Consider the following 25618-nt stretch of genomic DNA (forward strand, 5'->3'; position numbering starts at 1 on the left):
TGTCACTACTCATAATTATCTATAAACCTAGTATTCCCTCAGAACATAAAGAAAGTAAAGAATTTCATAGACTAGGGACAGTACTAACGGAATGTCAGGGCATAGACCCACCCAAAAAGCTAGATAAGAGAAAGTATTACGATTATTGTAAATGCGTTAAGAATCCTGTTGATGCACGTAACAAGGAAGAAAAAAAGAAGAGTTGTATTGAAGATTTAAGAAGCCCAAATTAGTCGGGATTTTCTGTAGAAAAACACACTTAAAGTTAGACTAAGTAGTGCCTAGCTTTGGGAGTGCAATTCACTAGAGAACTTTTTAAAATCAATGAAAATACAATATATTGAGTGAAAAACTATCTCAATTTTTTTGATACTTTAACATCTGCAATTCTATCTTTGCAGCATCTTTTTTTATCAGTTCATTTAGTTCTTGATATTGCTCAAGCACCACTTGTTTTTCTTGATTTGGATTTTGCTGTGTATCTTCATATTTTGGATTGAACATCAGATCTTTAGTGAGATCAAGATATTGTAATTGTAGTTGAATGAGGTCATGCATTTCAGAAGTACGTGACTTTAGTTGTTGATAGCTGATTTTGTATTGCTGGAAATACTGCTTAAAATTTTGCTTAATTTGTTCAGAATAAGCTTCAACGCTCTGATCATTTGGATCAATATTAGGATTTTTTTGTTGATTTAAGTATGCATCCATTTGGTATTCAATTAATTTATAATCAACCCAATCATTAATTAAATCCTGTTTTTCGGATTTCGATATTTTAGCTGCGCTTTCATTTTGAGCAAAACTTGACTCAAGTGAAAGACTAAAACAGGATAGGAGAATACTCAGAGTTAGTAATATTTTTTTCATAAAACAAGGTCTGCAAACATTTGCTGTAAAAATGGTGTTTATATTTAATAATTCCAAGAATAATTATAACAAGCTCAGAGCAATGTATCCTCCAAGTTAGTCTAAAATTGTCCAACTTTCGGGGTGCAGTTCATCCGTTGGGTTTTTTTGGACCCAATTTATGAGTAATGAAAAATTTACACATCTCTGTGATCTAGATGGAAATTTAAGCAAGCAAAACTTCAATATTTTGACTTCGAAATTCGGCCATGGCTATGAGCAGAGCAACTTAGTAAGGATCAACAATAGTAAGGAGGTAGTGGTCATATCAGAGAACGTCAAGCAAAGGTGAGATTCTACAAATCAAAGCTTTTTTTTATCGTCACAAAGGCACTGATTCATTTCTATGGAATTCTGCATTGGATGGAGAGGTGGGCGTTAGAGCAGATACAAGTTAGTACACTTTATTTTTATTCGAAACCAACAAAGTCATACGCCTATCACAGTCATTCCATCTACTTTATTTTCTAAAATATTTTTCAAAAAATTAACAATTTGATCCATCATTTCAATAGCATCATTTTTATATGATTCAAAGTTTTCAATAAAATTTAACTTACTTTCATTAAAAATGAATTGAATATCATCATTTTCATTTATTACTGTTTTAGTATCCAAATACATTCTATAAGCTTCTAATCTCCCAATTATCACTTCAACCTTTTTTGAATCAAGATAAACATCTCTCCAATGTGCCCATTTATCTTCACCTTCAAAAAAAAACCTCTCGATTAAAGAAAAAGCAGTTTCGCCAATAACAATAGAATTTAAATAATTCCTATTATTTTCAATACTTGAGGGGATAATTTGCATCCAAAGCCCTGCACACAAACCATCATTTTTTTTAACTTTAAAGTTAATATTTCTGATTTTCTTTGCCATTAGTTTTAGTTTCCTCTTTTCCCAAATCAAACAATTCTATTTTCAGCTGCGATATCTATTTATTGATTTCCTTTATACCATCTTACCATCCCCCCTATACAGTTCCTAAAACTAGGTTGTCATTCTCAGCTCGTCTTAAATTTTTGTGCCACAGTGAATACTCGAAAACTGAATCACTAATTTATTTTTAGAACATTTTATATTACTTATTTAGTAAGCAGGGTAAACCAATACGCGCTAAAAAGATCTATTTGATGCATGAGAATATAAGATTAACTGATCAAGTTAAAATTGATTTATTCATGTTACCGATATTAATATACAAATGTTATTAATATTTTTAAATAAAACATTTAGTTTTATTAAATTTGATTGGCATTATTTCTAAGCTAAAATATCACTGATTTAGCTTAATTTTAAATTAAGTTATTGAAATATAATTATATATTTTGTTTGTGTTGTCTAGGTTAAATTTTACTTGAGGATTTTTTTAATAACTATTCTTGTATTTTATGCGCTCAATAGTATATTAAATTTGTACAATTTTTTTACAGCAAATATAGTGTTTTATATTTTATTTTTCTATAAAAATGATAAACTGTTCACATTCTATATGAGGCCATGGGGGCTAAATGAAAGAAGAAGTAAAAATCGCTATATTCGGTTTGAGTTTAAATGTGCTCGATGCAATTAAGCAGAAAATACGATCTATGTATGATGACTCACTTCAAGTAAGTTGGGCGAATATTGCAGACCCTCATTTAGATATTCTTCTTGTGAATGATATGTTTTTTAGTTCACCTACAATTCAAAATTTGGTTGGTGTTAAAAAAGTCCCTTATTTGCGTCTGGTCAATAAGAATGAAAAATCAGGGCAAATAGAAGGAGATAAATTATATTTACCTTTTTCTCCCTCAGATGAAATTCGAAAATGGTTTAAAGATCGCTATTTACATGTACCTGTCAGTGATAAAGCAGTCAATATTGTCAATCAGATTTCAAAAAAAGCCGATTTAACCAAGGTGGTTCCTGAGCTTTTTAATGAGCGAAATGGCAATGTTCAAGTATTTGACTCAAAAGGCAACATCGCATTAGTTAATATTCGCACACAGCAAGTTTGGATAGACCCGTTACGAAAAGTGCAGGGAACAGATGTTTCTTTAAATTTTACTTATGCAACTATGCAAATGGCACAGTCTGTCAGCACTTTTCAAGGTATAGAACTTAGATCTTGGGTGTGGAATTTATTGTGGTATTCAGATGATGTCAATATTCCAATCAGTTCTAACGATTGCTATAAACTGCTAGATTGGCCGCAACCGAATCATCAAAATGAACGGCAAATGGTTTTTAAAATTGCAGCGTGTTTTGAATTGGGAGCAAGTGTTTCCCAAGTGGCTCAGAAAACAGGTTATAGCAAAGAACAAGTCGCTAAATTTGTTTCAATTGGCATGTTGACCAATGCACTGAAAAAAATAGCGATTGAAGATGCAAAATTACTCACTGAGGAAAAACAATCTTCAGGCATTTTACGTGGGTTTTTTGGTAAGTTAAGGAAAAAATTAGGGCTTTAAGTGTGTAAAAAACATGCGAATCAAATAAGGCTTGTAAAAATTAACCCTTAAATCAAGTTTGTTTAAACTGACACGATAAATAAATGCATAGTCAGTTTATATGATGCAGTGATAAGTTTAAAAATAGGTGATGATGTGATCTTACAAAAGTATAAAATTGTTTTTGGCGGTAAAATGGGGGCTGGTAAAACAGAAGCGATCAAATCATTATCTGAAATTTCAGTCTTATCTACAGAAGCACAAAATACAGATGAGCAAGCACACAGCAAGGCATTGACCACTGTCGGGATTGACTATGGTGAAATTAAATTAGATGAAGGCGTTATTGTTGGATTATATGGAACACCAGGGCAGGATCGCTTTGATTTTGTTTGGTCAGTGATATGTAAAGGTGCAATCGGAGCGGTCATATTGATTGACCATACGCAAAAAGATGCACTTGAAGATTTAAAATTTTACTTTCAAAGTTTTAAAGAACATCTCAATAATATTGTGGTTGGTGTGACCCATATAGATGAAAATCCGCAGCATCTATTAAAACCTTATAAAGATTGGATGCAATTAAATCAATTGACCATGCCAATTTTTGCGGTGGATGCCAGAAAAAAAGATGATGTATTGGTCATGGTTGAAGCGCTTATTGCAAGAGCCGAAGTCGAATTTGGTTAATTATATATAATAGATCGTAGATTATAAAATTACGTTACTGCATTAAGGGTTGTATAGAACAATGTTAAAGGCGTACACAGACTGAATACGCCTTATTTTAATGCTTTTGAAATAAAAAATTGCCATCATCTTAAAAAATAGTCGATAAAAAGTGTTGTTCGCGTAATATAAGCACCAAGATAAAACATTTTATTCAGTTTGCACAAAAATAGTGCGTTAAAATTGTGCGTAATAATTTTAAAATGAGAAGTGTGTTTGAATATGGTGCAATTCTATTTGCACTCAGTATAATAGATGGAATTTAATCGTTGCTAAGCTTATTTTCTGATAAGAAATTCAATATTTTAGCAATTATTTTAAAAGTTGGTATGCTACTTGCTATATAAATACCAACTACTAACACGCACTTCACAAGTGCAACAAAAATTCATTGGAGCAAAATGAGCATGGCGAACAAGGTCCTTCAACTCATACAAGAAAGTGGCGCAAAATGGGTCGATTTTCGCTTTACTGATACTAAGGGTAAAGAGCAGCACGTAAGCTACCCATCAGACACTATCGATGAAGATACTTTTGAAGATGGTAAAATGTTTGATGGTTCTTCAATTGCTGGTTGGAAAGGCATTGAAGCATCTGACATGATTTTACGTCCAGATCCTGAAACTGCTTTCCTTGACCCGTTCTTTGCTGAAGCAACCATCGTCGTTACTTGTGATGTTATTGAACCATCTACTGGTCAAGGTTATGACCGTGATCCACGTTCGATTGCTCGTCGTGCGGAAGAATACCTAAAATCAACAGGTATTGGTGATACTGCATTCTTTGGTCCAGAACCAGAATTCTTCGTTTTTGACGAAGTTAAATGGGACATCGATATGTCTGGCGCTCGCCATACATTAATCGCTGAAGAAGCTGCTTGGTCTACAGGTAAAGACTACGAAGCAGGTAACTCTGGTCACCGTCCTCGTGTTAAAGGTGGTTATTTCCCAGTTCCTCCAGTAGATTCTTCACAAGATATGCGTGCTGAAATGTGTGCACGTATTGAAGACATCATGGGTCCTGGTCGTGTAGAGGTGCACCATCACGAAGTTGCATCTTGCCAATTAGAAATTGGTGTAAGCTTCAATACGATGGTTCGTAAAGCTGACGAAGTTCAACAGTTCAAATATGCTGTTTGGAATGTTGCGCATCAATATGCGAAAACTGCGACGTTTATGCCTAAGCCTATGGTTGGTGATAACGGTTCAGGTATGCACGTTCATATGTCTATCTCTAAAGATGGCAAGAACTTGTTTGCTGGTGATGAATACGCTGGTCTTTCAGAAATGGCGCTTTACTTCATCGGTGGTATCATCAAGCATGCGCGTGCATTGAATGCGATCACAAACCCTTCTACTAACTCGTATAAGCGTTTGGTTCCTCATTTCGAAGCGCCAATTATGCTTGCTTATTCTGCACGTAACCGTTCTGCTTCGATTCGTATCCCATACGTTTCTAGCCCTAAAGGCAAACGTATTGAAGCGCGTTTCCCAGATCCAATGATGAACCCGTACTTAGGTTTTGCGGCATTATTGATGGCTGGTCTTGATGGTATTCAAAACAAGATCCACCCAGGTGAAGCAGCTGATAAAAACTTATATGATCTTCCTCCTGAAGAAGAAGCTAAAATCCCAACAGTTGCGCATAGCCTAGATATGGCTCTTGAAGCACTTGAAGCGGATCATGAGTTCCTTCTTAAAGGTGGCGTATTCACAAAAGAAATGTTGGATGCATACATCGAGCTTAAAACTGAAGATGTACGTCGTTTAAATACGACGACTCACCCAGTTGAATTTGATATGTACTATAGCTTGTAATTCGTTTTCGAATTTAAGTGATGAAAAACCTGCCTTGTGCAGGTTTTTTTATGCCTGAAAATTAGAAATTCAGTATTTTAATTTTAAAATTATGAGAGGGGAGAATTGTCAGTAATGGTGAGTTTAGATTTTGACGATATTGAGTTTGAAGATGCTAAATTTAATGGTAAAAAGCCAGTTAGATAACTGGCAATGAATAAAATTTAAAAATATGCTTAATGTGAACCCGTGATATTCTGTTGATATTTCACCATATATTGTTCACGAATTTCATTACGTTCATCAGATGTTGATGCTTTTTGCATTTTTTTACGCATTTCGTTGCGTTCAGCGGTGCTCATTTGCTGCCAGACTTCACGCATTTTTTGCTTTTCTTGTTCAGGAAGCTGAGTAAACCAATCCATGCGTTGTTGCAGTGCTGCACTTTGATCAGTCGGAATTTCTTTTAAATTTTGATAGCGTTTAATTAGTGCTTTTTGTTCGTCCTCAGAAAGGGCATCCCATGTTTCATTGACTTGACTGTTCGCATCTTTAGAAAAAATCCAAAAACGTTCAAATCCAGCAAAACTTGTTTGTAGAAAACCAATAGCACAAAATGCCAAAGCTAATTTTCTAGCTGCCATGAGAGTTTTTATCCTCACCAAATACAGACAACATATCTAAATCTTCCATCATTTGAGGTGAAAGTTTAGGGCTAATCACCACTTGTTGCGGAGTTTGCGATTCTGGTGATACATCAAAAGCATTGGGAATCACAACAAAACCAGTAATTGCCGCTGCAAGCGCAAAGCCAGTCATTTTCCAGTGACCAAAACGTGAGGTTTGTTTATCTTGGATATGATCAAGCACATTGTTCATCACCACTGCTTTATTGCGGTGATGACGTGCAGCTTCATCCAGTTTTGCCGTCACTTGTTTGGTGAAATCATCATTATTCATGTGATGAACCTCCATACGGATTTAAATGTGAGAGCGAAGTTCTTAGTCCTTGAATAGCTCTGTGATAATGGGTTTTTACACTACCTTCTGTACAATTCATAATAGATGCAGTGGTTTGAGTATCAAATCCTTCCCAAGCGCGTAACATAAATGCTTGTTGCTGGCGTACAGGGAGGCGGCTAATGGCTTCTTGAATTTCCTCAACGGTGACATCTTGATCTAGAAATTGAAGTGGATTAGGTGTGGATTCATCCACAATTTCCATGGCTTCTTCGTCATCAGAATCTAAATCAATTTTTCGAAATAACGAAAATGGAGAAGCGCGTCGTGCTTCTTTGCGTCGCCAATCTTGTAATTTGTTATTTAAAATTGTATAGAACAGCGGATACCATTCTTCAGTGGATTTATCAGCATAAGATTTATGTAAGGAAATAAACGCTTCCTGTACCAAATCCATCGCAATCCCATTGTGACCTTGGGTTGCATTTTCCATCATCACTAGGGCACGACCCGTCACGTCCTGCATGAAAAAACGCAGACGCTGCTCGCTCGTACTCGTTTGAGCACTTGCTGTTTCAGACTGTGACTTCTTTGGTGCTAAGTCCATAGAGATGGAAAATCCCGTCATGGGTACCCACCATTATTTTAAATTCATATCTCTATAACGTTAAAAAAATGGTTTGGGTTGACATGTAAATCAATTATTTTTTTCAGTTTAAATGATTTTTTCCAATAACGGGCAATATTTAAAATAAATTAACCTTATAGTCGTTGTCTAACCATTTCAAAGAAACAAATCGAGCCAGCAACTGCAACATTGAGTGATTCTTGACCACCAGGTTGTGGGATAGATACCGCTTCTGCACGTTTAAGAGCGAAATCTGAAACACCTTGACCTTCGTTACCTAAAATCCAAACGCATTGTTTGCGTAGGTTTTTAGTGTAAAGGCTTTCTGCCTGATGCGAACTGGTGACATACACAGGAATTTTAAATTGCTTGAGCAGGTCTTCAAGGATCACGTTTTCATATGTGTGTAATGAAAAATGCGCCCCCATACCAGCACGTAATACTCGTGGTGACCATAAAGATGCAGAACCTTTGGTACAGACAATTTGTTCAATACCCGCAGCGGCCGCTGATCTAAGTAATGTACCAACATTGCCTGGATCTTGGACATTTTCAAGAATTAGCGTGTCTTCAGTAAAATTCAGTGCCTGAGTTGAACTTGGTAAATCCACAATGGCTAGACATGCAAGGCTGGTTCCAAGGGTACTTAAATCTTTGTATAAAGATTCACCGACCACAAACACGATACCTTGATATTGGTCAAGGATGCTGCCTAAATCTTCATGTTCTAAGGCATGTTCAGTGGTGAAAATTGAATTGATTTTTCGACCTTTTTCTAACCATGCAAGCGTAAGGTGCGTCCCCTCAAGTACAGTTTGTCCTTGTTTTTTACGGTAAGTATTTTGTTCAATTAAACCTCTGAGGTGTTTAATTTTGGGATTGTCTTTTGATTCAAGGAAAATTGTAGGCATGGGAGAGTACGTCCAAAAAATTAAGTAGGGTCTGTGATCATTCTATAAAGAAATTGCAACAGACCCTAGCTGGCGTTACTCCCTAAATAGAGAGTAAGAAAAGAGAAGAATTAGTTGTGGTAGCTGGTAACAAGCTCAACTTCATTCTTAGAACCAATGATAACAGGAACACGTTGATGTAACTCAGTCGGTTGAATCTCTAAAATACGTGTACGACCTGTAGTCGATGCGCCGCCAGCTTGTTCCATTAACATACTCATTGGGTTGGCTTCATACATTAAACGTAGACGACCTGCTTTTTTAGGATCTTTGGTATCGTATGGATATAAGAAAATACCGCTACGACATAAAATACGATGAATATCACCCACCATACACGCCACCCAACGCATATTGAAATCTTTTTCACGTATAGATGTTTTACCCGCTTGTAGTTCATCGATATAACGTTTTACAGGCGCTTCCCAATGACGTTGGTTTGATGAGTTAATCGCAAACTCTTTGGTATCCGCAGCAACTTGAATATTTTCAGAAGTGAGCAAGAATTGCTTTTCTTCAGGGTCGTAAGTGAAGAACACAACGCCTGCACCAACAGTCAAAGCCATCATTGTCGATGGGCCATAAAGCACATAACCTGCTGAAACTTGTTGAATACCTGCTTGCATGAAGTCTTCAGCTTGCGTTACGGCATTTTGAGCAGGAAGGATAGAGAAAATTGTTCCTACACACATGTTAATGTCAATATTGCTTGAACCATCTAATGGATCAAATAAAACCAAATATTTACCATTTTCTTGAGCTGGGGTAAATTCATCTAATTCTTCAGATGCGAGTCCACCTACATTTGGATTGGCTTTTAAAGCATCAATCAAATAATCATTTGAAATCACATCAAGTTTTTTTTGCTCTTCACCTTGTACATTTTCATGTTGCGCACTTCCCAAGACACCAGCTAAAGCACCTTTTTGTAAAGCCTGATCGATGGTTTTACAGGTATTGGCAATTGTTTCAATCACATTGGCAAGTTCAGGTGTTAAGTTCCCTTGTTGTTGTTCTAAATATTGGGATAGGGTGCGATATGACATATCAGAGGTGCTCCAAAAGCGATAAATTTTTACAAACCAAATAATGGAGGCTATTTTAGATGAGTTCAGCACAAAATAGAAATTATCCTGTGTTATTTGTCGTGAAATTACCCTTGAAAGTATTTTAGAAAGTGTTATGTTGAATATACGTACAATAGCGTAAAGGAGCACTGACATGACAACGACAAAGTTTGAAGCGACTCCGACTCCAAATGAAAGCATTGATTTAAAAGATATTAGTGCTGAAAAAGTGAAAGAAGCATGGAAGAATTACGAAGCTAAGCCTGAATTCAAAGAATTCAATAAGCATGACATGATTGAATCTATGCAAAGCCCCAAGCCAGACGAGTCAAAGGCTTAATCAATAAAAAGCGTTCATTACTATATGAGCGCTTTTTTCTATTTATTTCATATTCATTCCGAACAATAACGCTTCATGATAGAAATTGATCACAAAACAGACATTATCATTCCGTTTAATAAAATTGGTGAAGTGGAGTGGGATGTTAAAACTCGCCTTATTTTAGAATCCCTTGCTGATTTAAATGATGATGAGATTGTACCTGCAATTGATGATGAGCAAATTTTTAAACTTGAACAGCGTTTAAATTGTCACTTACCTGAATCTTTAAAGTTCTTTTATCAGCACTTTGGGATTGCTGATATTGGTGAACAATTGCAGCAATTTGATGATATTGGCTACTTAAAAGATATTTGGGCAAATGCACCGCAATATGCGCCTGAATTTAGTCAGACCGATTTAGCAGTTTTACCTCATCTGATTACATTTAGTGATTATCTTGGTAATGGCAATATGTTTTGCTTTCATGATATCAGCAAAGAAATCTATTACTTTGATCATGACGACACGCCTTATTTAAGTAAAATATTGGACTGTGTGGATGACTATATTAAAGGTTGTCTGATTTTAGTGCAGTCTGAGTTTTTTGCTGAAGCACATCCAGATGAAGTAGATGAATGGGTAGAGGAAAGGTTTATTGCGTTATTTAATGAGCAAATACTCAAGAAATGGCGTTATTAATATAAATTACCATTGAACATTCTAAGCAGTTTCTTATTTTATTTTACTAAATCAAGACTTTATCTTGAAATGGAAAAGCGCTGAATGAGAAGAATTTCTGGTAAAAATGCCCAATTGAATTGGGCATTTTTTTATGGTCTATTTTAATAATGCAACTTTGGCATTATTTTAAAAGAGGAGGAACGGCTTCGTAGTTGATTTCAACACGGCGGTTTTCTTTCCAAGCAGCTTCATCATGACCAGCATTGATTGGCATTTCTTTACCGTAGCTTACCGCTTCTAATTGGTTTGCTTTAACACCATTGGTGATCAGGTAGCTTTCAACGGCTTTAGCACGACGCTCACCTAAAGCCATGTTGTACTCACGCGTACCACGTTCATCTGTATGACCTGTTAATGCCACTTTAGAGTTGGCATTGGCAATCAAGAACTGCGCATGTGCTTGTAGTGTTTGGTAGTCATCATTGGAAAGATCACTACTGTCATAATCAAAATGTACCACACGTTTTGCTAAAAATGCTTTATTGGCTTCAGTCACGCCTTTAGATGAAGCACCATTTAAGTTTTGTGCATTTAAAGCAGCATCTTCACTTAAACCACTGGTATTTACTGTCGTTGCACTATTTGGATTGGTTCCTGATTCTACAGTGGCAGCAGGTTTACGGCTTGCACAACCTGTCATCACCAAGCTTGCTGCTAATAAGGGTAAAGCTAGATATTGAATTGACTTCATGTTGATCTCCGGTATTTCAATTTTAAATAAGTGATTTACATCTTGATTAAATTATTTAGGGGCCCAAGCCGGTTCACGTACTTCACCTTGTTCACTTGGTAAGTTCATGCGGAAGCGACCATCTGTAGACATGATTGCCAATAAGCCACGATTACCCTCACGTGTTGCATAAACCACCATTTGCCCATTTGGAGAAAAGCTTGGTGATTCATCTAAACTTGTTGGTGTCAAAATATTGGTGATACCTGTAGAAATTTCCTGAATGGCAACTTTGTAATTACTACCAGAAGGGCGGTGTACCAATGCCACATATTTACCATCGGCACTTAATGTACCGCGTGCATTAAATGCACCACGGAAAGTTAAACGCTTGGTTGAGCCATCATCAAAACTATAACGGTAAATTTGTGCTGATCCACCACGGTCAGATGTGAAAATAAATGATTTTCCATCTGGAGCATAACGTGCTTCAGTGTCAATTGCGCTATCGTTGGTCATGCGCTTCACTTGACGTGAATCTAAATCCATTTGATAAACTTCAGGATTTCCATGCATAGATGCAGTAAACAGCATTGATTTCCCATCAGGAGAGAAACTTGGTGCACCATTTAAACCGCGAAATGCAGCGAGTTTTTCTCGTGCACCAGTGGCTAAATCTTGGATATAAATAGCAGGGCGCTTGGTTTCAAATGAAACATATGCAATTTTTTTCGCATCTGGCGTCCAAGCAGGTGAGAGAATCGGGTCTCTTGAACTTAATACTGTTTTAGGTTGCTCACCATCAGTATCTGCAATTTGTAAGGTATAACGAGTCTCTGGTGTTGCAGGGTTACGTAACACATAAGCAATACGTCCTGTGAAGTCACCTTGAATCCCTGTAAGCGCTTGATAAATTGCGTCACTGATCATATGTGCCGCAGAACGTACACGTGATGCTGGGATTGAGAGCAATTCATTTAATAGGAATTTCTGCTTTTCAACATCATAGAGTTGGTAATGTACTGCCAATGAACCATCTGCATTGGTTTTAGAGTCACCTAAAACCACATAAGGAACCCCAGCCGCTTTCCATGCTTCTGCATTTATATTGTTTATGTTTGCAGTTGCAGGAAGATTTTTTGATGAACTGGTAAAGCGCCCAGAGCGATTTAAATCTTGTTCAACAATAGGGTAGATAGATTGATCATTACTAAATGGAATGATGGCAATTTTAGGTGCAGATTCAGGTGCTTTGGCAATTTCTAATTGCAATTGTGCATATGATGTTGTGATCAATGCTGGACTAAATGCAACAATAATTGCGAATCCTAATAGATGTTTAGGCATGATTTTCATTGGACTTCATGTACTCAAATATCAATTTTTAACTATGCTTAGCTTTGTAGCACAAAGACATGATTTTAATCTATATAAAGCATGTAATTGTGAACAAAAGATTATCATTGAACAGATTTACTAAAAAATTAAATTCAAATTTATTACACTAATGAATTTCAGCTTGATCTTTGGGCATTGTAAATGTTGCAGCTTTAAAAATTACTTTTTTATAGATTTGACAACAATGTCATTGTTGCTGCCATTAAAATATATTATCTCGTGTTGAATAGAGACTTATTCAACACGGAATTTGATGCGAATCACTTTTAATAATTGATTGAGCGATGACTGTTTAGACATCTCAAAAGGTGCTGTTTGCTGAATCGCCGTTTTGATTGCGTTTGAAAACGTTTCGCTGTCCTGTTCTGTGATTAAAATATCTTTTACATTCCCACTGTCATCTAAGTAAATAATAACATCGGCATTTTCTTGGATGATTGTTAAATTTCTCAACTTTTTAACAATACGATTGACTCTAGCGGTATTTATCCGCTGAGCCATTTGACTTTGTAGAAGTAATGCTTCCGTTGTTGCTACAGACGGGTTTTTTTCGTATGACGCAGAAGGTGGGTATTGTTGCGTATTTACTTCAAGTATTTTTTCTTGCTCGAGATTTTTTGCAAATAATAACGCGGTTGGAAAAAATAATGAAATTGCTACAAATATGGGTTTAACTCGCATTTGATTTTTCCGAGTGATTGTTTTTGCATTAAATTACACCCTGCCAAGACAGGGTGTAATTTTAAGATTATTTCACAGTAAAATTTGCACTAAAACTTCGTGCTTCGCGTCTGGCATCTGGATCAGATGGCATTGGGAAAGGTGCAGCATTGCGAACTGCTTGTTCCACACTTGCTTTTACATCTGGGTCTGATGCATTAACAAAGACAGAGGCTATAGAACCGCTATCTGTTAGCGTGACACGAGCTGTAGCCTTTTGACCCGTTGAGCCAGCAGGCATACGCCAAGCATTCCGAACTTTACTTTCGAAGTCCTTTTTCGCAGAAGATGCAACTTTTCTCGCTTCTGCCTTTTTATTTGCAGCAGCTTCTTTGGCTTTTTCAGCAGCAGAGGCTTTTTCTTCATCTAATTCGCGTGCTAGATCAGCTTTACGTTTTGCGTCCGCATCCGCTTTGGCTTTTGCCGCGGCATCTGCCTTGGCTTTTGCATTAGCATCCGCTTTAGCTTTTGCAGCAGCATCTGATTTGGCTTTTGCAGCAGCATCTGCTTTGGCTTTTGCATTAGCATCCGCTTTGGCTTTTTCAGCAGCGTCCGCTTTAGCCTTTGCAGCAGCGTCCGCTTTGGCTTTTGCATTAGCATCCGCTTTAGCCTTTGCAGCAGCGTCTGCTTTGGCTTTTGCTGCAGCATCTGCTTTAGCTTTTGCATTAGCATCCGCCTTGGCTTTTGCAGCAGCATCGGCTTTGGCTTTTGCAGCAGCATCGGCTTTGGCTTTTGCAGCAGAATCGGCTTTGGCTTGTTGGGCCTTATCTGCGGCTTCTTTTCTGACTTTTTCAGCAGCTTCTGCTTTGCTTTTTGCTTCGGCATTGAGTCTTGCGAGTCTGGCTTTTTCCGCAGCATCCGCTTTGGCTTTTTGAAGCGCCTCTTGCTTGGCCTTAGCTGCTGCATCTGCTTTAGATCTTGCTTCAGCTTCTGCCTTAGCTTTCTCAGCAGCATTTTTAGCCTGCTTTACTTTTTCAGCTGCCTCTTGTTTGGCTTTTTCCGCAGCATCTGCTTTAGCTTGAGAAAGTTTTAAGGCTTTTTCTTGTGCTGCTTTAGCCGCTGCCATAGCCAATTGCTGTTCTAATGCGGCTGCCTTGGCCTGTTCGGCAGCTTTTTGTGCATCTATCGCCTTGGTATCTGGTGTATTATTTGCTTCAGTTGGAATTTCTGGTGCAGTTTGATCGGGTTCCGCTGTTTGCTGAGTATTATCTGCAACCTTGCTATCTGCCGTTTCAGTGGCATCAGTTTCTACTAAAGGCTTGGGTTCAGGCGGTGGTAAATCTTCAGGCTTAATTAAAACAGTTTTAATTTGCTTGGGTGGCTCAGGTGGTTGACTTAAACCGAGAAAAAGTAAGCCAGTAATCGCCACCACATGAATACCTAAGGTAAATCCAAGTGCAATCGCTTTTTCTTTAGATTGTGGCTTTTGAATATTTTTCATAACTTACTTTACAGACTCTGTCAGTAAACCCACTTGGCTTAAACCAGCATCTTGCAGTGTAGACATGAGTTTCATGACTTCACCATAAGGGCGTGATTCACTACCATTGATCAAGACACTCAATTGCTTGTTATTTGCTTGAGCCTGTTGCTGATTTTCTGTAAGTACTGTTTTTAACTCATCTAAAGTTAAAACCTCATTTTTATGGTTTTTGTCTTCAAGTTTAATCGTACCATCTGCTTCTAAAGTCACGATGGCTGGTCGGTCTTCAGATTGAATCGGATTATTGTTTGCTTGAGGTAGATCAACTTTAACACCCGTGGTAATCATGGGTGCTGTCACCATAAAAATAACCAATAAAACCAACATGACGTCGATATAGGGAACGACATTCATATCACTTTTTAAAGGCTTTTTGACGCGCTCAAAACGTCCAGAACGTTGGATTGTCATTATTCATCTTCCTGTGTAGTTCCCACAGACTGACGTTGTAATAGCGCCACCATTTCTTCTGCAAATAATGCACGATCTGAATAAATTTCTTCGCCTTTTGCAGTGTAATGGTTAAATGCTAGTACTGCTGGTATTGCAGCAAATAAACCAATCGCAGTTGCAATCAATGCTTCAGCAATACCTGGTGCAACAGTGGCTAAGGTAACTTGTTCAACCTGAGCTAAGCCAATGAATGCACTCATAATGCCCCAAACAGTACCAAATAAACCAATATAAGGTGCGACAGAACCGATACTGGCGAGAGAGCTTAAGCCTTGCTCTAAACGGCCTTGGTCACGACTGAGTCCTACACGCAAGATACGTTCAGTACCTTCAATCATCGATGCAGTTTCAGCATGACGTTTTTTAAGTTTTAAAAACTCACTTAAACCTTGATAGAAAATATCTTCTAAACCGCTTCGCTTAGAATTAAGCTGAGCATTGTTATATAAGGTATTGAGTTCAGCACCAGACCAGAAGATTTTTTGGAAGTGCTCATCGCCTTGATGTGCTTTCTTATAGCCCATATGCAACTTGGCAATCAAATACCAACTAAAAACGGATGCGAGTACTAAGATTAGCATCACCAATTGAACCACAGGGCTCGCTTGTAAAATTAAATCAGAGATGTGTAAAGAAGATTCTAGTTGTGTTGCCATAGTTACATGTGCCAAAAGTATTTTTTATTCGTGAGCTAATTCTCGAAGAATTAAATCACGGATTTCGTCAGGAATTCTACGAGGTTTCATATCTGTACTTAAACATGCCAATTCCACCTCGCCAGAAGCAAGCATGATTTCACCACGATATATATTCTGTTGCAACACAAATGACGAAGCTTTACATGAAACTACACTTGCTGTAACAGTAATAAGATCGTCCATGAGTATAGGGCGAGAATATTTCAATGCAATTTTATGCACGACAAAATTGTAATCTTTTTGATGCCAATAGTGGTCAATACCGGATGCACGTAGCCATTCTGTCCGTGCACGTTCCATAAAGCGGATATGATTGGCATGGTATACGATACCGCCAGCATCTGTATCTTCGATATATACACGGATTTGGAATTCGAATTTATTACTCATGTTGCTATGCATTCCTGTGTTGTTTATTGCATATCTATCAAATATTTAGCGATTTTAAATTGTTCATGAAAAACTTAAATTAATAAGAAAACTCATAAAGTAGACGCATAGTAGACTAGAATGTATACTGCTTACTAGCGATCGTTATTGCTTAATAGGGTTAAACAATGTCTAGGTCAGAACGCATAAAATTCACTAAAACTGCAATTGATTCTTTAAGCGAACCAGGCATATACAGGGACAGTGAACTTATTGGATTTGCTGTACGAGTTAATACAACTTGTAAAACCTATATTGTTGAAAAAAAGGTCAAAGGCAAAGCGGTACGGTCTACTATTGGTCTACATGGCAATTTAACACTATCACAGGCGCGAATTTTAGCACAAGGTCTGCTTTCTCAAATGGCACAAGGTTACAATCCAAATGAGGAGAAGAAGGCTAAACGTGATCAAGATGAACATATTTTAAACGTATCAAGGCAGCATCCTACTGTTGAGGTTGCTTATAATGAATATCTTAAGAATAGAACATTAAAACCTAGAACACTTAAAGATTACGACAAGGTTGTAAATGAATATTTAGCTGATTGGAAAAAACTTAAGATAGGGGATATATCGCGAATTCAAGTCCAAGCAAAATACACAGAATTAACTGAAAGAAGTCCCGCTCAAGCAAATCTAGCAATGGCTGTCTTCAGGGCGATCTTTAATTTTTCTATTGAACATTTTCTTGATGCCAAAGACGAGTCAATTATTACTGCAGTGAATCCAGTAGCAACGCTTAAAGCTAAAAGAACATGGAATAAAATCAAACGCCGGAAAGGCTATATCAAACAGGAACAGTTAGCCGATTGGATTAATGCGGTTATGAGCTTCACTGCTTTGAGACAGGAACGAAATACAGTCAGAGACTTTCTCATAACTTTGATACTCACCGGGTTTCGCCGTCATGAATGCCAAACATTAAAATGGGATGCTGTTGATTTAAAATATGGCTGGATAACTTCTAATGATCCTAAGAATGGGGAAGTTCATACATTACCAATGGGGGCGCGCCTTTGGGAGATCATGAAGAAAAGAGATGAGCAAAAGTTCAATGAATATGTTTTTGCGTCCACTAAGGCTAAGAAAAAAGGCTATACAACAAATTTATTTGAAGCTAAACAAAAAATAATTGATGCAACTGGTATTGAGTTCACTTTCCACGACCTTAGACGTACCTTTGGCACCATTGCAGAGAATCTTGATTACGGTCAGTACACGATTAAGAGATTATTGAATCATACTGTTTCGGGTGATGTAACTGAGGGTTATATCCAGATTAGCGATAAAAAGTTAAGGTTGGCCATGCAGGAAGTTGAGGACATTGTTTTTGAAGGATATAAAAAAGGAGGATAAACCTCCTTTTTAAATCAGATTGTATTTGTAAGTTTTTGGCCTTCAAAATATTTAACAGCATCACCTTTTGTGTACGAGATTTTTCTAGCACCTTTAATGAATGGTATGCCTCCACCTTCACAGCGTTTAAGCTGTAACCAGAGAAGGGATACATTAAATACAATTGCTACTGTGGTAGGTGGGAATGTTGCATCTAAAGGGGATTCCCAAAAAATCTTTGCTGCCAAGAGCTTTTCTTCTTCTGTCATTTTAGAAAGTTTTGATTGTCTACTCATACCTTTACCTATTTATTAAATTCATTTCATCAAGTGATAAGAGAAATAGCTCCAAATTAAGTCATTACGTTTGAACCTGAATTTTCAAGCTCAAATCGACGTTTACGAACCAGTCCCATTAATTTCGGTTGAATGTCTGGATGACGGGTTGCAACATCAATTTCCAAAATATCCAAGGCTATTAAATCAGGTGCATTTTGGATCTGAACTGCTAAGGAAGGTGGCTGTTCAGGAGGTGGAGCGGTCGCACCCAATTCACTCAATCGTTTATTAATTGCATCCATCAAAGGCTTACGCTGTTCTTCCGTCCAATGGACTGAATATTTATATAAAGCGTTGGCTTGTTTGGGTGTATGAGCCTTTTTAGCAGCATCAAGAAGTTCCGTTAAAACTTTTTGATAATCTGGATCTTCTTTTAAGTCTTCTTGGATTTGTTGTTGCTTAGGATCCATTGAAGTATCTTGTTCTTCAACAAGCAGTTTAAAATCTTCATAAATCTTTTGTGCTTGAACTTTATGATCGTCATCTAATAAATTGAAATTATGGTCAATACTACCTTTTAAATTGAATAAGTTTCTTTGAGTAGGTTCATCTTTAGCACGATTAAGCCATAGATCTATGAATGCTTGACTCTTTACTTGAGACTTAGGGTAACTCCCACTGGATTTGCCATCTTTGTTTTCGGTTTCTTTTACTTTACGTGGAGTCCGAGTTTTTTTTGGCTTTTCACTGAAACCGTCTTTAATTTCAATTTCAGTAATTATATTGCCAAACATTTTACCAAACGCCTGAAGCTGCAGCTGTGCATTCTCAGCATCTAATTGAGCAAATCCATTTGCCACACTTAAACATATATCACCATGTTCTGAATCGTATTTAGTACGCAAGATACATGTTGGCATCACAATAAAGATTTCTTGGCCATTCTCCAGATCGTGCGGCTCAACTGGCTTAGTAAATTGAATATCAGACAATGTTAAAGATTCACGTTTAATGCAGAACTCATAACCTTGTAAAGCGAAGATCGTAGCAGGGAACTGATTTAAGTCATCAAATTCCATCAATTCGCCAACAGCGCGGCACATAATATTTTTACCAGCCATAAGTGCTGAAAATGCTTCATTACTATTTAATAAATTCATTTTTTATTTTCCTCAATGCTGCATTTGATTTTGTTGTTGAACTTGGTTTATTGGTGGCGCTTCATTCCATCCCATTTGATCTGCTCTAGCACGACAGGCTTTTGATATACCTGCCTCGTATTGAGTACCTTTGAAAGTGTTGATAGCTTTATCAAGTGTTTGAGGTTTTTTAGCATCTTTTATAGCCAGAAGTGCATCGTTATAACGCTGAGCTAATGGCTTTTGTTGCTGAACTGAATTTTGGTTGTTTTGATTTTGTGCTGGCTGTTGTTTTTGCTCATTGTAATGTGCTGCAGCCATTTCTTGGTATTTCCAGTCATCCCAAATACCAGAGAAAATATCACCAGCAAAACCAATAAAACTAAGCGCTTTCACCATTGCATCTGTGACAGATTTTTTAGGGGCATCCTCGTCGTATATCATTTTACCTGTACTGGTTTTATACATGGCCATTGTTCCGCCCATGTGTTCCACTGAACACTTTTTACCGTCTTGCATATACCAAACACGGACTGTTGCATAATGCATCATTGTTTCGGCATTACATTGCTGAAAACCTTGTTGAACTATTTCAATTCCCCAACCTTGGCCACAAGGGCCAAAAGTCTCGGTAGCTCGTTGAACTAACCAATACGGTTGAGGTGATGAGCCTTTATAAGATTTACCTGTAATCGGCTTAACTTTCTTTGGATCTGTGATGCTTAAAGAATTCCAAAGATCCATGTTTGTATTATTTGAATTTGTCATGATTAGCCATTTTCAAATTAAACCTGAGCATAAACAGACTCAGGAAATCCAATCATTTTATGAACCAACTTTGCTGTTGTTGAACCACATCCATGACATCAAAAAAGGCAATTTAAGAATGCGTGGTTACAACGAAGAGAATGCAGCTGTAACCAAAGAAGAATTGGCCCAAAAGATGGCTTATCGATTCAAGATCACAATTTGTTTATCACATCAGGTTATTACGAGCTTGATTAAAGCTGAAGAGGTCATTTCATTTGGTGGGTACGTAAAGCCTAAGGTCGGTGAATTATGAGCCTTGATGCAACTGTATGGGCTTGGAAAACAACTGTAGATGGTGCTAGTCAAAAGCTAGTACTTCTATCACTTGCTGATCGAGCTGGAGATGACCATAAGTGCTTCCCAAGTTTAAAACGATTAGAGAAAGACACCACTTTAAATCGAAAAACGATTATCAAAGTTTTAGACGAACTTGAGCTTAAAAAGTTGATTAAATTTACAGGTGAAATTAAAGGGAATGGCGTAAAAGTCTATCAATTAATTGGTGTATTTGGACGTGAAGATAGTTCAGAAACCAATACCAAAAAGGGGACTAGTACCAAAAATGACACTGGTGTTGATTTAGGCACTGGTTCCAAAAACGGTACTAGTACCAATAATGGAACTGGAACCAGTACCGATTTTGGTACCGAGACCAGTACCAATTTTGGGACACAGAACCTCCCAAGGAATCTCCCATTAGAATCTAAAAATAAAAAAGACTGGCTTTGCTTTAAAAAACTTCGTTCTGAATTAGATCAAGCTGATCCCACGGTAGTACCAAAATCGATTATCGAAGCAAGTTGGTTTGAGCGTGAGAAAAAAGCATTCGAGCTTTTCAATGCTGGAAATAATCTTTGTGATGATCTCTTGATTTACCACTTTGCTGAAGCGATTAAGAAGGTGAAGGTATGAGCTTAGTCAAAGTTTGGGACAAAGAGATCAAAGGCAAGCTCTATGCAGTCGGTGATATTCACGGATGTTACAACTTGCTGATGAATCGTTTAAATGAAATTGGTTTTGATTTTGAAAATGATTTGTTGGTTGCAGTAGGTGATTTGGTGGATCGAGGCATTCAAAACATTGAGTGTGTGGATTTATTGAATGAGGATTGGTTCACTTCGGTTCGTGGTAATCATGAGGATCTATGTATTCAGGGCATCGACAACCAAGCTGCTAGAAATTGCCATATCTCAAATGGCGGTGAATGGTTCTACAACGAGTTATCACCTGGTGATCAAGAAAGAATGGTTGAGCAGTTTAAGGAGCTTCCAATTGCTTTAGAAGTAAATCACAAACGCAAGAAGTATGGATTTGTTCACGGTCACATTGAACAAAATGATTGGAATGAATTTGCGAACAATCAAGGCGTGTCAGCTTTCCGTGATCCTGCTCAATTGGCAATGTGGGGTAGAGATCGACTTGATTCGGACAATCTGCAATACACACATGTCAAAGGTATTGATGCGGTCATCATGGGGCATACAGTCACTCCAAAGCCTCTCAAGCGTGACAACTGCTATTACATCGATACAGGTGCGGTGCATTGGGGAACTATGACAATTTTAGATTTGAGTAAAGTTTAAGGGGCAATTATGAACGCAGCGGTGAGAATTATGGATTGGTCTAAATACACAATTGATGGATGGCTTGAGCAATTTGGCGCTTGGTGTGAAACCGCTCGTTTGAAAGGTGGTGAATTGCCTGATGGTCTACATGTCAACCAGATCTATTGGTTGATTCGTGAAGCGGATAAAACGCCACGTAACTCGAAGTGTTATATCCGTTGCGAAATTAGTGACTTTGAGGCAGAGCAGGTACAGGCATTGCTGAGAAGTATTTTTAAGAGTGATTCAGTGGATTATCAGGTTAAGTATGCAGTGATGTGTTTAGTCAAGCACAAGGTGGAGAATAGAAGTCTAAGTGCTGTGGCAGGCATTACGAATCAGTCAAAAGGTCAGGTGAATATTCTAATTGGATGTGCTAGATTCTATATTCTTGGTAAATATAGCTTTCTAAAAATGGAGTAATTAATGACAGTCAAATCATTTGAATCAAATTCAGCAGAAGGACTAGCTAATGAAATTAATGCTTGGGTACATCATGAGCTCGTAAATAATAACAACCATATCTCTATCAAAGCTATCAGTCACACTACTTGCAATGCTGATGTTAATTTATTTGAGTATAGTGCTTTAATTATTTTCGAATATGAATAGCTTGACCGTTTAAACGCATTATGGCATATTTCTGTTATACTGGACGAAGTTATGGTAATCCACACAGTTTAAATTTCATATACCCATCTATTCCAATACGTGGGTATTTTTTTTGGGTTGAGAAAATAAATAGAAAAAGTTATTCTTGATTGGCATCAACATACTGATGTAAATTTGTTGACAGCTCGGAAAGACGGGCATCAAATATTAAGTTCTTTGCATACCCACTAACTCCATCAGGTGGGTATTTTTTGGTGGAATAATGAAATCCTTTTTTGTTAGACAGAGCATGAATATTCTAAATGCTGCAATAACATTGGGCATTGATCTAGCAATGAGTGTTGATTATCCAGAACACTTTATTATTACATTGCAAGAAGGCAAGATGCTTCTAGTTCCAGTCAATAGATGGGTTGTAGTGAATGATGATTTCGTTTCGGTATTGACGGATGAAGAATACAAATCACTCTATGGGTAATCCACTAGATAAATCTCGCATTGTGGGGCTTAATAATAATTAGGGTTTTTATAAATGGATGCTATAAGAGCAATAATTGATGCTGCCTACATTCAAGGTTTTTTGGGATTCTTTGGAGCACTAATTGGGGCTGTGGCTCTAATAATTTCAATCAGAATTGCTGCTAAAAATACTTTAAATGAAATAAAGTCAGAAAAGGTTGCTGAATCAAAGAGAGATCAATATATAGATCTGACAGATTCCTATACTCGGTATTTAGTTTCCTCATTAAGACTTCCACTTAGCAATTCAAATGCACCATTTGATGGTGAAAATCAAGAAAAATGGGATTTGTTTGAAAGTAAATATTTTGAACTTATCGGATGTCTTAACAAAGTTAATTTAATTACTACTTCAGAAATAAGATTAGAACTACATAAATTGGAATATGAGATTCATTCATATCAACAAAAGTTACTTGAGTTTTATTGGCGTCATACTGAAAAACCTAAAACTACAGACCTAGAAGATCATGTTTTTGAATTTGCAAAGTTGTTGCGAAAAGACCTTGGTATATCAGAAGATTCTGAGCTAGAAGCTGAGCTAATTAATCTCAGGAATGAAAAAAAGAATCAATAAAGTCCTTAATTCATTAAACTGTTGTATGTTGTTGGGTGCTACACTCCCACCGATAAATAGGAAAACACATGAATATTTGCATCGGTGGTGAGCTGAGCGGTCAAGTTGTAGAGAAAAGCCCAAATGATTATTTTCAACAGTCAATCGTAATCGGCGACAAGACATATAAGTTTTGGTTTTCAGATCAAGTAAGTTTTCATGATGCGTTTGTTGAGGCTGAGAAGCTGACAAGGCAGGGTTTAAATAAAGGGCGCTTAGGCGTCTTTTTTTATGTTTGAAATTTATAAAGGTGCTTGTGACGTGCACAAGTAACATGATCGGGAGATTCGTCATGTCAGCATATGCATAGGGGTAGTACGCCACCCGAACCAAGGGCGATTTTGATTTGTGTAGCTGTGCAATCTGTTCAGCTACACAACATGATATAATGATCAGCCCCTTAAGTTGTCTATTCTATGCCTGAAATCTATAAATATCGTTATACACAAATTAGTATATTTGGGTCTTTACCAACATATAAGGTTTTTACTAACAGTAAGGGTGATAAGGCAAAATGGATTTTCGCTGATAACACGTTTATTTATGGATGTGTTTCAGAATGGGCTCTGATACATTCAGGTCTAGACTCGGGTAAATCAACATGGTCTGATGAGCCAAAATTATTTTTAGAAATTGAAAAAAGAAGATTGATTTTGTATAAAGCCACGCATCCGGATTTTAAAACTGAACCCTTTATTGGATAGGATTTGGGAATATTCAGATTTCTTTACGGTGAGAGAGTGTCGGAAGTATGGGAAAATTAAACCTGTTTAGATTTTAAAGAGAAGTGAATAAAAAAGCAGTAGGCTAGCAGTATTACGTCAGTACCACTGTTCAAAGCATTGATGGCTTAATTTGAGTTGATGAGATATGACGACACGCATTCAACCGCCAGATGTGAGAATTAAGTTAGCTATTCACTTCATCTTTAAGATTACGCCTCTTTCGAGGGGTTTTTTAATGCTTAGAGGAAAGTGGGATGAAATACTAAACAATGCTATGTATCTATAATAAGCAATAATGTAAATTTTGATCTTGTTAAAAAGAACTAATGAGATCTTAGTGATCTATATTAATATTTATTGGACATAAATAATGAAAAAGATACTTTTAATTATTCTGATTAGCCAAATTCTTTTAGCTTGTGCAAGTATAAGTACCCAGCGTTATGAAACACGCAATGATCTAATGAAATCATGGGTTGGCTCATCAGAAGAAGAGTTGATTCAAAAATGGGGGACACCAGATAATAGTTATACTTTAACGAGTGGCAGTAAGATTATTTCTTACGAAAAATTTGTACATCCAGGGCGTTATTGTGAAGAAAAATTTATGATTGAAAAAGGCATAGTAAAGAAGTGGGGCCTCTCTCGTTGTGATCTTCACTTCAAAAATGCCAAGAAAATATCAAAAGACATTCCAATCCCACAAGCAACTCTTTGATAATCTAAAATACAAGCTTCTTATTTGGTAACACAAGCCTCCTCCGGGAGGTTTTTTATGGGAGAGTCCTTTATGGAAATTAACCAATACACCACTCTTACCAAAAAGAATCCACCTAAAACCAAACCAAGAATAAGACCACTGCCAAAAGCAACTCAAAAGTATTTAGAAGCTGAGGAAACTTTATTTCAAGAATTAGAAGAACATCGAATTGGTTATCGTAGAAAATTTCAATTTGAATCAACTAGAAATTGGCGATTTGATTTTTATATTGTGAAATTAAATCTTCTCATTGAAATTGTGGGTAGCCCGTGGTCAGTTGGTCGTGGCGGTAAAAAGATAGCAAATGCATTCAGTAAATATGATTTAGCTGAAAAGATGGGGTACAAGATTGAGCGGTTTCACCCTGATCAAATCCTTTCTAGTTATGTTGTAAATTATATTTGTACAAAACTTGATTGAAGCTTTTTATTATTTGTTAAATTTTATTATATTATTTAAATTGCTATTTTTAGTTTGAGCAATTCCTAGTACTGTTAGTTGACGTAGGTAATTCCCCAAATGCCTATGTATTTTATACCCACATTTTCTCCAAAAATGTGGGTTTTTTATGGGTGAATTATGGACCAGATCAGACCATTCCCACCAACTGAGTTGATTGACCAAGCCGAAGAAGAGGAAGCGATTCGCTTGACACCCGCCGTGGATCTAAAAGAATGGGTGGTGACTAACTTTCTAACACTTGGTGGTGCATTACATAACCCTGACCATGACCATATGAAAATATATAAAGCATTACAGCCCATAGGTCGTTTTGAAAAAGGCGATATTGTGGGTGGTCTTTCAGATGACCAAATTAAACGATTAGAAGT

General features: G+C 37.1%; 33 protein-coding genes and 3 pseudogenes. 19 read left to right on the plus strand and 17 right to left on the minus strand.

The window, feature by feature from the left end; translation table 11 throughout:
* Positions 1-357 precede the first annotated feature (357 nt).
* Positions 358-870 (minus strand): hypothetical protein, encoded by a 513-nt coding sequence (locus tag FY049_RS20875; RefSeq protein WP_333666287.1) that lies wholly within the window; start codon positions 868-870, stop codon positions 358-360.
* A 160-nt stretch (positions 871-1030) separates the two neighbouring features.
* Between FY049_RS20875 and FY049_RS20880 the strand changes: the two are divergent.
* Positions 1031-1292 (plus strand): annotated as a pseudogene (locus FY049_RS20880) (phage tail protein); the annotation flags it as partial.
* 46 nt (positions 1293-1338) lie between these two features.
* Here FY049_RS20880 and FY049_RS20885 read toward each other — a convergent pair.
* Complete coding sequence (locus FY049_RS20885; protein ID WP_333666286.1) at positions 1339-1791, minus strand: hypothetical protein; 453 nt, start codon at positions 1789-1791, stop codon at positions 1339-1341.
* Between the two features lie 632 nt (positions 1792-2423).
* Between FY049_RS20885 and FY049_RS20890 the strand changes: the two genes are divergently transcribed.
* The 3 genes from FY049_RS20890 to glnA all read left to right on the plus strand — a co-directional run bounded on the left by FY049_RS20890 (position 2424) and on the right by glnA (position 5890).
* Positions 2424-3365, plus strand: a complete 942-nt coding sequence (locus FY049_RS20890; RefSeq protein ID WP_333666284.1) for a hypothetical protein — start codon at positions 2424-2426, stop codon at positions 3363-3365.
* Between the two features lie 135 nt (positions 3366-3500).
* A complete protein-coding gene (locus FY049_RS20895; protein WP_327857375.1) occupies positions 3501-4034 on the plus strand; it encodes a GTP-binding protein in 534 nt (177 codons plus the stop codon).
* 440 nt (positions 4035-4474) lie between these two features.
* The gene (gene glnA, locus FY049_RS20900; RefSeq protein WP_016539490.1) at positions 4475-5890 is read left to right on the plus strand and encodes a type I glutamate--ammonia ligase; all 1416 of its coding nucleotides are present in this window, start codon (positions 4475-4477) and stop codon (positions 5888-5890) included.
* A gap of 215 nt (positions 5891-6105) precedes the next feature.
* Here glnA and FY049_RS20905 read toward each other — a convergent pair whose 3' ends face one another.
* From FY049_RS20905 to FY049_RS20925, 5 genes are all read right to left on the minus strand, one after another.
* Positions 6106-6513 (minus strand): DUF3106 domain-containing protein, encoded by a 408-nt coding sequence (locus tag FY049_RS20905; RefSeq protein WP_004724554.1) that lies wholly within the window; start codon positions 6511-6513, stop codon positions 6106-6108.
* On the minus strand, positions 6503-6829 hold the full coding sequence (locus FY049_RS20910; RefSeq protein ID WP_224963865.1) for a hypothetical protein: 327 nt from the start codon (positions 6827-6829) through the stop codon (positions 6503-6505). Before FY049_RS20910 ends, FY049_RS20905 begins: the two co-directional genes overlap by 11 nt.
* Complete coding sequence (locus FY049_RS20915; protein WP_035371023.1) at positions 6822-7436, minus strand: RNA polymerase sigma factor; 615 nt, start codon at positions 7434-7436, stop codon at positions 6822-6824. The genes FY049_RS20910 and FY049_RS20915 overlap by 8 nt, the downstream gene beginning before the upstream one ends.
* Positions 7437-7591: 155 nt before the next feature.
* A complete protein-coding gene (locus FY049_RS20920) occupies positions 7592-8368 on the minus strand; it encodes a TrmH family RNA methyltransferase (RefSeq protein ID WP_056517677.1) in 777 nt (258 codons plus the stop codon).
* 110 nt (positions 8369-8478) lie between these two features.
* Positions 8479-9453 carry a class 1 fructose-bisphosphatase gene (locus FY049_RS20925; protein ID WP_314338101.1) on the minus strand — a complete coding sequence of 325 codons (975 nt, stop codon included), beginning with the start codon at positions 9451-9453 and terminating at the stop codon, positions 8479-8481.
* Between the two features lie 175 nt (positions 9454-9628).
* Here FY049_RS20925 and FY049_RS20930 point away from each other — a divergent pair, with 175 nt between their 5' ends.
* Positions 9629-9814, plus strand: a complete 186-nt coding sequence (locus tag FY049_RS20930; RefSeq protein WP_004724542.1) for an NF038105 family protein — start codon at positions 9629-9631, stop codon at positions 9812-9814.
* 75 nt (positions 9815-9889) lie between these two features.
* The gene (locus FY049_RS20935) at positions 9890-10495 is read left to right on the plus strand and encodes an SMI1/KNR4 family protein (RefSeq protein ID WP_446084295.1); all 606 of its coding nucleotides are present in this window, start codon (positions 9890-9892) and stop codon (positions 10493-10495) included.
* A gap of 163 nt (positions 10496-10658) precedes the next feature.
* Here the strand turns inward: FY049_RS20935 and pal are convergent, their stop codons facing one another.
* The 7 genes from pal to ybgC all read right to left on the minus strand — a co-directional run bounded on the left by pal (position 10659) and on the right by ybgC (position 16349).
* Positions 10659-11228: a peptidoglycan-associated lipoprotein Pal gene (pal, locus tag FY049_RS20940; RefSeq protein WP_004822680.1), complete on the minus strand. Its 570-nt coding sequence runs from the start codon at positions 11226-11228 to the stop codon at positions 10659-10661.
* Positions 11229-11279: 51 nt separating this feature from the next.
* Positions 11280-12563 carry a Tol-Pal system beta propeller repeat protein TolB gene (gene tolB / locus FY049_RS20945; protein ID WP_004724537.1) on the minus strand — a complete coding sequence of 428 codons (1284 nt, stop codon included), beginning with the start codon at positions 12561-12563 and terminating at the stop codon, positions 11280-11282.
* A gap of 276 nt (positions 12564-12839) precedes the next feature.
* Positions 12840-13286, minus strand: coding sequence for a hypothetical protein (locus FY049_RS20950; protein ID WP_336953998.1), 447 nt, complete (start codon positions 13284-13286; stop codon positions 12840-12842).
* A 67-nt stretch (positions 13287-13353) separates the two neighbouring features.
* Complete coding sequence (gene tolA, locus FY049_RS20955) at positions 13354-14766, minus strand: cell envelope integrity protein TolA (RefSeq protein ID WP_446084296.1); 1413 nt, start codon at positions 14764-14766, stop codon at positions 13354-13356.
* Between the two features lie 3 nt (positions 14767-14769).
* Positions 14770-15219: a protein TolR gene (gene tolR / locus FY049_RS20960; protein WP_004724530.1), complete on the minus strand. Its 450-nt coding sequence runs from the start codon at positions 15217-15219 to the stop codon at positions 14770-14772.
* Positions 15219-15917, minus strand: a complete 699-nt coding sequence (gene tolQ / locus FY049_RS20965) for a protein TolQ (RefSeq protein ID WP_004724528.1) — start codon at positions 15915-15917, stop codon at positions 15219-15221. Before tolQ ends, tolR begins: the two co-directional genes overlap by 1 nt.
* 24 nt (positions 15918-15941) lie before the next feature.
* Positions 15942-16349: a tol-pal system-associated acyl-CoA thioesterase gene (gene ybgC / locus FY049_RS20970; protein WP_004724526.1), complete on the minus strand. Its 408-nt coding sequence runs from the start codon at positions 16347-16349 to the stop codon at positions 15942-15944.
* A gap of 167 nt (positions 16350-16516) precedes the next feature.
* On the opposite strand from ybgC, the gene FY049_RS20975 reads away from it, so the two are divergent.
* On the plus strand, positions 16517-17746 hold the full coding sequence (locus FY049_RS20975; RefSeq protein ID WP_446084297.1) for a tyrosine-type recombinase/integrase: 1230 nt from the start codon (positions 16517-16519) through the stop codon (positions 17744-17746).
* A gap of 14 nt (positions 17747-17760) precedes the next feature.
* Here FY049_RS20975 and FY049_RS20980 read toward each other — a convergent pair whose 3' ends face one another.
* The 3 genes from FY049_RS20980 to FY049_RS20990 are packed head-to-tail and all read right to left on the minus strand — an operon-like array spanning position 17761 to position 19910.
* Positions 17761-18021, minus strand: coding sequence for a DNA-binding protein (locus tag FY049_RS20980; protein ID WP_446084298.1), 261 nt, complete (start codon positions 18019-18021; stop codon positions 17761-17763).
* A 56-nt stretch (positions 18022-18077) separates the two neighbouring features.
* A complete protein-coding gene (locus FY049_RS20985; protein WP_446084299.1) occupies positions 18078-19163 on the minus strand; it encodes a hypothetical protein in 1086 nt (361 codons plus the stop codon).
* 12 nt (positions 19164-19175) lie between these two features.
* Positions 19176-19910, minus strand: coding sequence for a hypothetical protein (locus tag FY049_RS20990; RefSeq protein WP_446084300.1), 735 nt, complete (start codon positions 19908-19910; stop codon positions 19176-19178).
* Between FY049_RS20990 and FY049_RS20995 the strand changes: the two genes are divergently transcribed.
* The 12 genes and pseudogenes from FY049_RS20995 to FY049_RS21050 form a co-directional block, all read left to right on the plus strand.
* Positions 19909-20205, plus strand: coding sequence for a hypothetical protein (locus tag FY049_RS20995; RefSeq protein ID WP_446084301.1), 297 nt, complete (start codon positions 19909-19911; stop codon positions 20203-20205). The two genes, FY049_RS20990 and FY049_RS20995, sit on opposite strands and share 2 nt — an antisense overlap.
* Positions 20202-20852, plus strand: a pseudogene (locus FY049_RS21000) (helix-turn-helix domain-containing protein); the annotation flags it as partial. The gene FY049_RS20995 and the pseudogene FY049_RS21000, both read left to right, overlap by 4 nt.
* Before the next feature lie 8 nt (positions 20853-20860).
* Positions 20861-21535 carry a metallophosphoesterase gene (locus FY049_RS21005; protein WP_446084302.1) on the plus strand — a complete coding sequence of 225 codons (675 nt, stop codon included), beginning with the start codon at positions 20861-20863 and terminating at the stop codon, positions 21533-21535.
* A gap of 9 nt (positions 21536-21544) precedes the next feature.
* A complete protein-coding gene (locus tag FY049_RS21010) occupies positions 21545-21979 on the plus strand; it encodes a hypothetical protein (RefSeq protein WP_446084303.1) in 435 nt (144 codons plus the stop codon).
* 3 nt (positions 21980-21982) lie between these two features.
* Positions 21983-22168: a hypothetical protein gene (locus FY049_RS21015; protein ID WP_446084304.1), complete on the plus strand. Its 186-nt coding sequence runs from the start codon at positions 21983-21985 to the stop codon at positions 22166-22168.
* Positions 22169-22484: 316 nt separating this feature from the next.
* Positions 22485-22646, plus strand: a complete 162-nt coding sequence (locus FY049_RS21020; RefSeq protein ID WP_446084305.1) for a hypothetical protein — start codon at positions 22485-22487, stop codon at positions 22644-22646.
* Positions 22647-22700: 54 nt separating this feature from the next.
* Positions 22701-23264: a hypothetical protein gene (locus tag FY049_RS21025; protein ID WP_446084306.1), complete on the plus strand. Its 564-nt coding sequence runs from the start codon at positions 22701-22703 to the stop codon at positions 23262-23264.
* Between the two features lie 68 nt (positions 23265-23332).
* A complete protein-coding gene (locus FY049_RS21030; protein WP_446084307.1) occupies positions 23333-23542 on the plus strand; it encodes a hypothetical protein in 210 nt (69 codons plus the stop codon).
* Positions 23543-23719: 177 nt separating this feature from the next.
* Entirely contained in the window at positions 23720-24007 is a 288-nt protein-coding gene (locus tag FY049_RS21035; RefSeq protein ID WP_446084308.1) for a hypothetical protein, read from the plus strand.
* Between the two features lie 391 nt (positions 24008-24398).
* Positions 24399-24746 (plus strand): hypothetical protein, encoded by a 348-nt coding sequence (locus tag FY049_RS21040; RefSeq protein WP_446084309.1) that lies wholly within the window; start codon positions 24399-24401, stop codon positions 24744-24746.
* Between the two features lie 72 nt (positions 24747-24818).
* A complete protein-coding gene (locus FY049_RS21045; RefSeq protein WP_446084310.1) occupies positions 24819-25208 on the plus strand; it encodes a hypothetical protein in 390 nt (129 codons plus the stop codon).
* A 159-nt stretch (positions 25209-25367) separates the two neighbouring features.
* Positions 25368-25618: pseudogene (locus FY049_RS21050) on the plus strand (hypothetical protein); the annotation flags it as partial.

This window comes from Acinetobacter sp. 1125_18A (assembly GCF_052824985.1).